General features: G+C 50.1%; 10 protein-coding genes. 9 read left to right on the forward strand and 1 reads right to left on the reverse strand.

Translation table 11 applies throughout. The annotated features are described in order from the left end of the window. Positions 1 to 448: YeeE/YedE thiosulfate transporter family protein (locus LUQ50_RS05075; RefSeq protein WP_300037135.1), on the forward strand; the 448-nt coding region annotated here is incomplete at its 5' end. A gap of 9 nt (positions 449 to 457) precedes the next feature. After that, positions 458 to 1,015: a YeeE/YedE thiosulfate transporter family protein gene (locus LUQ50_RS05080; protein WP_300037138.1), complete on the forward strand. Its 558-nt coding sequence runs from the start codon at positions 458 to 460 to the stop codon at positions 1,013 to 1,015. 44 nt (positions 1,016 to 1,059) lie between these two features. Here the strand turns inward: LUQ50_RS05080 and LUQ50_RS05085 are convergent, their stop codons facing one another. Continuing rightward, positions 1,060 to 2,361: a GntP family permease gene (locus LUQ50_RS05085; protein WP_300037141.1), complete on the reverse strand. Its 1,302-nt coding sequence runs from the start codon at positions 2,359 to 2,361 to the stop codon at positions 1,060 to 1,062. A 172-nt stretch (positions 2,362 to 2,533) separates the two neighbouring features. On the opposite strand from LUQ50_RS05085, the gene LUQ50_RS05090 reads away from it, so the two are divergent. From LUQ50_RS05090 to mtrA, 7 genes are all read left to right on the forward strand, one after another. Next, positions 2,534 to 3,319: an FHA domain-containing protein gene (locus LUQ50_RS05090; protein WP_300037144.1), complete on the forward strand. Its 786-nt coding sequence runs from the start codon at positions 2,534 to 2,536 to the stop codon at positions 3,317 to 3,319. 14 nt (positions 3,320 to 3,333) lie between these two features. Continuing rightward, entirely contained in the window at positions 3,334 to 4,551 is a 1,218-nt protein-coding gene (locus tag LUQ50_RS05095; protein ID WP_300037147.1) for a serine/threonine-protein kinase, read from the forward strand. A gap of 431 nt (positions 4,552 to 4,982) precedes the next feature. Next, positions 4,983 to 5,882, forward strand: a complete 900-nt coding sequence (gene mtrE / locus LUQ50_RS05100) for a tetrahydromethanopterin S-methyltransferase subunit E (protein ID WP_300037150.1) — start codon at positions 4,983 to 4,985, stop codon at positions 5,880 to 5,882. Beyond that, a complete protein-coding gene (gene mtrD / locus LUQ50_RS05105) occupies positions 5,879 to 6,724 on the forward strand; it encodes a tetrahydromethanopterin S-methyltransferase subunit D (RefSeq protein WP_300037153.1) in 846 nt (281 codons plus the stop codon). Before mtrE ends, mtrD begins: the two co-directional genes overlap by 4 nt. A gap of 10 nt (positions 6,725 to 6,734) precedes the next feature. Then, positions 6,735 to 7,631: a tetrahydromethanopterin S-methyltransferase subunit MtrC gene (gene mtrC, locus LUQ50_RS05110; protein WP_300037156.1), complete on the forward strand. Its 897-nt coding sequence runs from the start codon at positions 6,735 to 6,737 to the stop codon at positions 7,629 to 7,631. Then, the gene (gene mtrB / locus LUQ50_RS05115; RefSeq protein WP_300037159.1) at positions 7,631 to 7,918 is read left to right on the forward strand and encodes a tetrahydromethanopterin S-methyltransferase subunit MtrB; all 288 of its coding nucleotides are present in this window, start codon (positions 7,631 to 7,633) and stop codon (positions 7,916 to 7,918) included. Before mtrC ends, mtrB begins: the two co-directional genes overlap by 1 nt. A gap of 10 nt (positions 7,919 to 7,928) precedes the next feature. After that, the gene (gene mtrA / locus LUQ50_RS05120) at positions 7,929 to 8,666 is read left to right on the forward strand and encodes a tetrahydromethanopterin S-methyltransferase subunit A (protein WP_300037162.1); all 738 of its coding nucleotides are present in this window, start codon (positions 7,929 to 7,931) and stop codon (positions 8,664 to 8,666) included. The last annotated feature ends 67 nt before the right edge of the window (positions 8,667 to 8,733 follow it).

Raw genomic sequence — 8,733 nt, forward strand, 5'->3', positions numbered from 1 at the left:
CCTTGCAATCCTCCTTTCCGGCAAACCACTCGGAACCGGGACTACGTTCACCGGTATTGCCGGGATGATTGAAAGCCTGTTTCGGGGACGAAAACTGGTATCTGAAAAACCCTACTTTCAGATGTTTCCCTTGCAGATTGAATGGCAATGGATGCTGGTCCTGGGCATTATTATCGGAGGCCTGTTAAGCACCTTGTTATCAGGAACGTTTCATATCAGTTGGATTCCTTCAGCATTCGCAGGGAAATTCGGGGATAGTCCTCCACTCCGAATCATTACTGCAATCATCGGGGGTATCCTGGTAGGTCTTGGAGCACGATGGTGCTGGGGGTGCCCAAGCAGTCATGGAATGTGTGGAATCCCCCAACTCTCACTGGCAAGTTTCGTTGCCATTGCCTGTATGTTTGCGGTGGGAATCGTTTCCGCTCTGCTGTTGTTTGCAATCTAGGAGGAACCAATGTTTGAAAAACTTCATAAAAATCAGCCTGCACAACTGGGTATTGGCCTGATTCTGGGTATCGGCTTTGGTTTCTTCCTTCAGAAGGGGAACGTCGCATCATATGATGTTATCATCGGCCAGTTGCTACTCACCGATTTCACCGTCCTGAAACTGATGCTTTCAGCGGTGATTATCGCCATGATCCTCCTGAATATCATGAAATATCTGGGGTGGGTAGAATTTCACCCAATTAAAGGATCAGTTGGATCCACCATACTAGGGGGATGTATCTTCGGTATCGGGTTTGCAATCCTGGGATTTTGCCCTGGCACTCTGGCTGCTGCCATTGGAACCGGTCAGATGGATACCCTCTTTGGTGGAGCAGTCGGGATGTTGATCGGGACAGGACTTTTCGCTCATTTCTTCCCGATTATCAATGAAAAATTTATGGACCGGGGAGTCTTCCCGGCAGAGACCATACCTGAACTGCTTGGTATCCCGGCATCGATAATCGTGATCGTAATGGTGGTGCTGATGACCGGTTTCCTCTATGCACTTGAATATCTGGGACTATAACTTCCCATCTTTCTGACCATCAGAGTATCCAACCCTTGAATTTTTCAATAGACCAGATATTCCATAACGAAAGCAACCAGAAAAATCCCAACACCCGCGAGTGCGACTGGCAGCGTGTACTCTTTCACCACGGTTCTGATCTCGTCTCCGGTCGTTCGCTGGACAAGCCAGAAGAAGGGATCGGTTACATAGGACACCATGCAAGAACCGGCACTGATGAGAAGAATCAGGGGGATCGGATGGATGGTACTGACAACGGCTGAACCTGCGAGAATCTGGGCTGTAATCACCGCAGTAACAACCCGTGATCCCTGAGCCGTCTCTATCAATGCTGCAAGGAGGAACGGGACGAATATCATGGGGATCAGCAGGGTGAGTTGGTCGAGGGCTAATTGCGCAAACCCGCTTTTTACAATCACAAAACCAAGTGCCCCTGCCCCACAGATGTCAAAGATGATAAGACCGGCATGTTTCGCCCCCTGTGACAGACCCAATGCCCGGACTGACGAAGGTGCAAGGGCGATTGTGGTACCTGCACCGACGAGCATGATGAAGTTGATCATACTCGTTTGGGATAACTGGAGGAACTGAAGACCAATGGGAATGGAAACCAGTATCGCGATAAAAGGGGACCATGCCCGCCAGTGAATCCTCTGAACCCCCATAGTTCCGGTTACGATACCTTCCTGATCTGACGTGGCTGAAGGAGTTTGTACCGGAATGGTGACATCCGGATGCACGAATCTGAAGTACAGAAGAACTCCTCCAAGTACAAGAAGCGAAAGCGGGATAGATATCGCATCAAAGAGGAGCGGGCTCATTCCGCCAGAAAACGCATCATAGAGGGGAATGACAACGGGTGTCGGATACACGAGAGCATAGGATATGATACCCCCTACTGCAGCAAGATACAAGAGCACGTTGCGCTTCGCAATGTCTTTTTCAAGAGAATTGAGTATCGGATTCAGCATAATATATGCAGTGATACAGCAGGTGATCGGAATTGATAACAGATATCCGGCAAGCCCTGCAATCACCGGGAGGTTTTTCACGTATCGTCTGATATCAGCAACGATCTCTTCGGTCTGGTGCTGCTCCTGTAGGAGTTTGGCAATGACTGCTCCACAGAGGATGATGATACCAAATGCTGAAAAAACCTTGCCGAGCCCTGCGATAATCCCCTGTATCGTTTCATCGGGTGACATCCCTGAGAGGAGCCCAAACAGGAGTGCCCCACCGATCAGGGTAAAAAACGGAGATATCCGGTACCAGATACTCACGATGGTGATGAGAGCAATGGTGATACCAAAGGCAATGAGGGGATCCACAGAGAGTATTTTGTCCAAAGGTAGAAAAAGAATGTGAATATCCATTTGCCACTGGGAGGGTGAATAATCATTCATCTGACCTAGCATCAGAGATTTACCTGAAATGTGATCGAACCCCCTGTTCATGTGGGTATAAGGGGGCAGGCATTGATATCCAAGGCACACCAATGAACAAGAGAGATGAACCGCCATGAGTTCTGATAGTCACGAATCTACTGACGGGCGGACAATCCTTACCGGATCAGATCCTGAGTTCATATCAGATCTCTCAGAATACCTCGACGTACTGGCCAGTCCGGTTCGTCTCCATATCCTCTCGTATATCGGAACCAGATCCCGGACGGTCAGGCAGATATCACATGAGATTGAGACCAGTTATGAAAATACCAAAAAACATCTGACCCGTCTCCTTTCTCTTGGACTGATCAGAAAGGAGATTGGAGTATCAGATGAACCGGCAAATCAGGGGCAACCGGTCTTTTATTATACTCTCGTCCCCGGAGGACTCGATCATACGATCACCAGTCTGGTATTGTTCTCTTCTGTTGCCGGAAAAAATGTATCAGGACTATCAGAACGACTCAAATCTGCGAGAGCAGGGCTCCAGGATATTCTACCCACATCAGGTTCAAGATTGACGATAACGAGCAGACCGGACAGGGGATTATCATATGATATGAGCAAAGAATCCTATCGGATTGGACGGAGTGAAGAAGGGTGGGACGGGAATTCTCCTGAACCTGCACTCCTCATCCCTGAGGAGTATCGTTCGGTCAGCCGGGTATCCCGTCCCCATGCATGGATTCGCAAGCGTGGAGGACAGTGGACGATCACCGAAGGAAGCAGTAAGGGAGGGACGACGGTAAATGGCACCCCTGTATCACATGAACCAACACCCCTCATGGATGGAGATCTGATTGAACTCTCTCCCGGCCCCCTGGGTGCAGGTCTTCTCTTCCAGGCTGGAAAATCCTGAAACCTGTTCGCATCATGAAAACCACGATTCTCACCAGCACTCCGGTTCCCAATAGCCATCCGGCCTCTGAATCGATACCTATCAGGATACTGCACCTGATCCTGATTGCAAATTATCTTCTGGTTCTCATTTTATTGCTATCTGTACAGCAGCGGCACCGATTTGCAGGAGGGATGGGTATCCCCCAATCTTCGTTCGTTGTCCTTTTTCTAGTACTTATCATGCTCCATGGTGTCATGATGTTCCGTCATCGTATCCCCGGACAGATCGGTCATTATGGGGGAATCAGCATGGCAATTGTCAGTACCATGACTCTCAGTCTCATCCTCTTCTCCCGCCAGTCTATAAATTTGTATCAGACGGCATACCCTGGCCCCGAACTCATTAGTACCGCCCTTGTCATCTCCCTGCTTCTCGGTATATACCTCGTGAAAAAGGAGGTAACGGTTGGCAATCAGTATCTCCCACTAGGAAATTCTGAAAAAAACCTTTCAATCCCTCTTCCCGAAAACCGGTATATACATGCCCGGATACTTGCAGAAGGTGGCGTTGGTTCGATATGGTATGCAGAACGGATCACAGACGGAGTTCCCGTCGTGGTAAAAGTACCGATTCACAATGATGAGCAGACCGGGATGTCATTTCTCCAGGAGATCAGTATCTGGAAGGAACTGAATCATCCCAACATTGTCCCGGTCTTCTCGGTAAATGTCCTTCCGGTCCCATACATGGAGATGGAATATCTTCCGGGTTCACTCGCAACTCTTGAAAAACCGGTTCCGGTAACTCAGGCAGTACAACTTATTACTGAACTTGTCTCCGCCCTTATGTACGCACATGAACGGGGCATTGTCCATTGTGATATCAAACCAACAAATATACTGCTCACCCGTGATGGGGTGCCAAAACTCACCGACTGGGGACTTTCCCGATCAGGTTCGTCACGATGGGCAGTATCAGGTTATTCCCCCCGGTATGCTGCCCCTGAACAGTCCCGGAGCACTGCCGAATGTACTCCTGCAACCGATATCTGGCAGATAGGAATGGTACTGGCAGAACTCATTACCGGCAAAGCCAAAATACCATCAGGCACTGAACCTGTTTTTCTCCAGCCAGGAGGTGGTGCAACCCTCGCCATAATCCACCGGTGCCTTGCATCTGATCCCACAGAGCGGTATCCGTCTGCTCAGGCACTCCATGAGGATCTGGAAATGAAGACGCGTAATCAATGACCGGCACTATCGGGGATTGTCGATATTGTAACGCGCTATTGCCGACCCGCTCCTGAAACAGGTTCCGGAAACTTGCATACAAAATTGCAGGAGAATATTACCCGGATCAATTCTGCTATAAATAATCATCGAAATGATTCCAGAATTCTTACCCTCTTTTTCCAGGTGAAAAAAATCTGAACAAAAAATTTTGTTCGCAAAACCACTTTTTTTGAGTTAGCACAAATCGCGTGTTCCGAAATTCTTCATAATTTGCCCCGTTTTCAAATTTGTGACCGGTTCTCTTTATAACGGGACATAATTTCGAAACCTTTAACTAAATACTGACCAACTAATCAATTACCACAACGGTATTGTAACGCTCTATGTGTGTGGTATTGCATAGTGAGTACTCTTGTGTCTGATCAGAGTTACGCAGGAGATAGGTTTACATGGAAGAGATTGTATTAGGCATTGGTATTACTGCATTGGCGGGAGCTCTTGCCACAGTTGCCGGTGCTGCGGAAGATACTGAATCTGATATCGGATCACAGGGTGACCCGAACTCACAGGTTCAGCTCGCTCCGCAGATGGGATATATCCACCGCATCTTCAACAAGGCAGTCTCCGGTGAGCCACCAGCATACGGGCTTTGGTGTGCCATTGGGGCTGGAGTGGCCTGGGCTTTCTTGCAGCTTAACTACAACCCGGCTCTTGCTATTATTCTTGGTTCTATAGTTGCGGTGTTTATTCAGGGTATCTACTGTACTTCAGGATATCTAGGACGTACCGCAAGTCTGGCCAAGTTCAAGCAGCCGGTCTATATCGACATCCTCAAGTCTTTGACTTCGGTGACGATGGCTCATGCGTTTGTCGCGATATTTTGTACCACCGCAGTGTGTTACCTGATGTCGGCAGCGCTGCACCACCCGTTCGCACTTCCGCTCCTCGGACTTATCTGGGGTATAGCGCTCGGTGCAGCAGGTTCAGCATCAGGAAACCCGTTCTACGGAAAAGAACGCCAGTACCAGAACCAGAAGTTCGGTGCCGGTGTTCCAATCTCTGCATCTGGAAACATCGTCCGGTATGCAGAGGCAGGTCAGCGGTCATCCCTTGACAACGGCTGGTTTACCACCAAGTTCGCCGGTCCGGCATCAGGGATCTGTTTTGGTCTGATTGTGTTCCTCGAACTCTGGCGTACTGTTCTCTTTGAGAAGTCAATCGCCGGATGGGGAGCAGTCATCGCAGGAATCGTTCTTATTCTGATCTTCACCTTCATCGACCGGTGGATTGAGGTTTGGGGACGTAAGACCTACGGACCATACACTGAACCAGAGGAGACTTCATCATGAGTGCACTCGGAGGAAAGGCCGCGGGTGGCGACGGTATCAATTTGACGGGAACGATCGTCGGTATTGTCATCATCCTGGTTTCCATTGGTATCACCGCTGTACTCGGTGCATCCCTGATTGTGCCCCTGATTGGGATCATCATCGGTGGCGCCCTGATTGCATTCGGTGTTCACTTCGTCCCGGTCGGTGGAGCACCGGCAGCAATGGGACAGGCACCAGGTATTGCAACTGGTGTGGCCATGCTTGCAGCAGGTGCCGGTCTTGCCGGTCTCTTTGGCGGTGCATGGGCATACGAGACAACAGGTGACTTCCTTATCTCCATCATCGGTGGAGCAGTTGGTGGTGGCCTGATGATGGCAATCACCTGTCTGATGGTGAATGCAACCTACGTCTTTGCGATGGGTATTCCTGCAGCATCAGGAAAGGTCGCAAAAGATCCAATCACCGGTGACACCTTCCCTGAATACAAATCCCAGGGTACTGAAGGACACGGTCTGCCATTCATCTCCTTTGTTGGTGGTGTAATCGGTGGACTCATTGCCGGTCTTGGTGGAACGATCATCTACATCGAACTCCTGAACGCTTACAGCACCGGCCTTGCAACCATGATGGAAGCACAGGCAACTGCAATCCAGCCACTCGCAATCTCCCTTGCAGGGATCTTTGCAATTGGATTCTTCCTGGTAAACGCAGTGCTCGCAGCATACAACATCACCGGTACCATCGAAGGACCACACGACCCCAAATTCAAGCGGGTTCCCCGTGCAATCATCGGTTGTGCCGTTGCATCTGCATTCTGTGGCCTTATCTCGCTGATGCTGGTCATGAACATCGGGATGTGAAGAGGATAACATGACAGTAAAAATGGAAGCCTCTGCAGGCAAAATGCCTCACAACACGCTGATGGCCTATGGACTCATCGTCGCTGTTGTCGGCACTTACCTCACCTACCTCAATGTGCTCACCGGTGTTGCAATCTTCTCCTTCTTCGGAGGAATCGCAGCAGTCGCCGCACTCTGGTGGGGTTCTGATACAATCAAGCATCTCTGCAGTTACGGTCTTGGAACTGGTGTTCCTTCTGCAGGTATGATCGCATTCGGTTCCGGCGCAATCGCCATGATCGTCGGTACCAAGTTCGGTATGGCATCTCCAATTGTTACCTTAATTCTGGCAGCAATTCTCGGAGCAGTCATCGGATACACCGCAAACAACATCATCAACATGAACATCCCGGTGATGGTCATGTCCCTGATGGAACTGGCCGTCGTCGGTGCACTGACGATGCTCGGGTTTGCGTCTATGGCTACCGGTTCATTCCAGTTCAAGGACCTGATTGTCGGGAGTATGTCCCTTTCAGTCTCCAGCGCTGGAACCGCAGCAGGTGGGGCACAGCAGTTCCTTGTCACTGCAATTCCACAGTATGGGAACTCATTAATCGGGGGAGCAGCACTCGCAGTTATCTTCTTCCTCGGTGCACTTGCCCTGCAGCACCCGTTCAACGCCTGTCTCGGACCAAATGAATCACAGGACCGGACCCTCATGCTGGCACTCTCCTGTGGGTTCCTCTCTATGATCGCCGTTGCTGTGATCTCATTTGTGTTCGTCGGATTATTAGCAGGGGTCGTAAACCTGCTCATCTCACTGATCGCCTGGTTCTACTGTTACAAGACCTACATAGACCTCTCCAAGCGTGATGCCTATGCATGGCTTGACTCAAAGCCGATCATTGAGGTCGGAGGTGACGAGTAATGACCTGGATTCCAGTACTTCCCGAGTTTGGTCTCGGATGTGATGTATTCGCAGGTTTTGTCACTCAGCAGGGTGAGTCGTTATCACCCATCATTGCTCAGGTTGACAAATTAGACAAGACTGCTGATGATATCGTAGGAATGCTCTCTGGAGAAGGTAACTTCCTTGAGTCATTCCCGAACCGTGAGAAGTCACTCGTATATGCAGGAGCCATCACCACCATGTGGTATGGACTTGCAGTCGGACTTCTGCTGGCAGGTGTCATCGTACTGGCCTTAATGAAGTGAGGTGATATAGATGGCAAACAAAAAATCACCGGCCAGTGGCTGGCCGATTGTTCAGGGTGACTTCCATACCGGAGATCCCCAGAGCCCGGTTGCAGTCGTGACCATGGGTTCACACCTTGATGAAGAGGCGATCTGCAAGGCAGGAGCGGCAATTGCCGGATCCTGTAAGACCGAGAATCTTGGGCTTGAGAAGGTTATTGCAAACATCATCTCAAACCCGAATATCAGATACGTACTCACCTGTGGTACTGAAGTCAAGGGTCACCTCTCCGGACAGAGTCTTATCGCTCTGCACCAGGGTGGTATTACCGGCGGTAAGATCGTCGGATCCAAAGGCGCTATTCCGTTCATTGAGAACCTCTCCGCTGACAATATCAAGCGGTTCCAGGATCAGGTTGAGATGATCGATATCATGGAAGCAGAAGATATCGGCGTCATTTCAGCAAAAATCAATGAACTGAAAGCAAAGGATCCAGGCGCATTCGATGCCGAGGCAATGATCGTTGAGATCAAAGAAGAAGGTGGCGCAAGCGGCGATGCGGAAGGAGCAGAAGTTCGTCCGATGTCTGCCGAAGTTGCACTCATTCATGCCCGGATGAAGACCATCCAGATGCTCGTCACCGACATCGGATACCATGACCGGTTTGCGGCTGGTGTCTATGGAGGTAAAGTAGAGGGTCTGATGATCGGTCTCATCGTCTCGTTTGTGATTGTCGGACTCCTTCTTATGGGACACGGGGTGGCATAAATGGCAGACGACGAGAAGAAGTCAGGCCCGGTCAGAATGGCCGCTATCGAAGGCATGGTCTCTGACA

The organism is Methanospirillum sp. (assembly GCF_028679455.1).
GTDB lineage: Archaea > Halobacteriota > Methanomicrobia > Methanomicrobiales > Methanospirillaceae > Methanospirillum.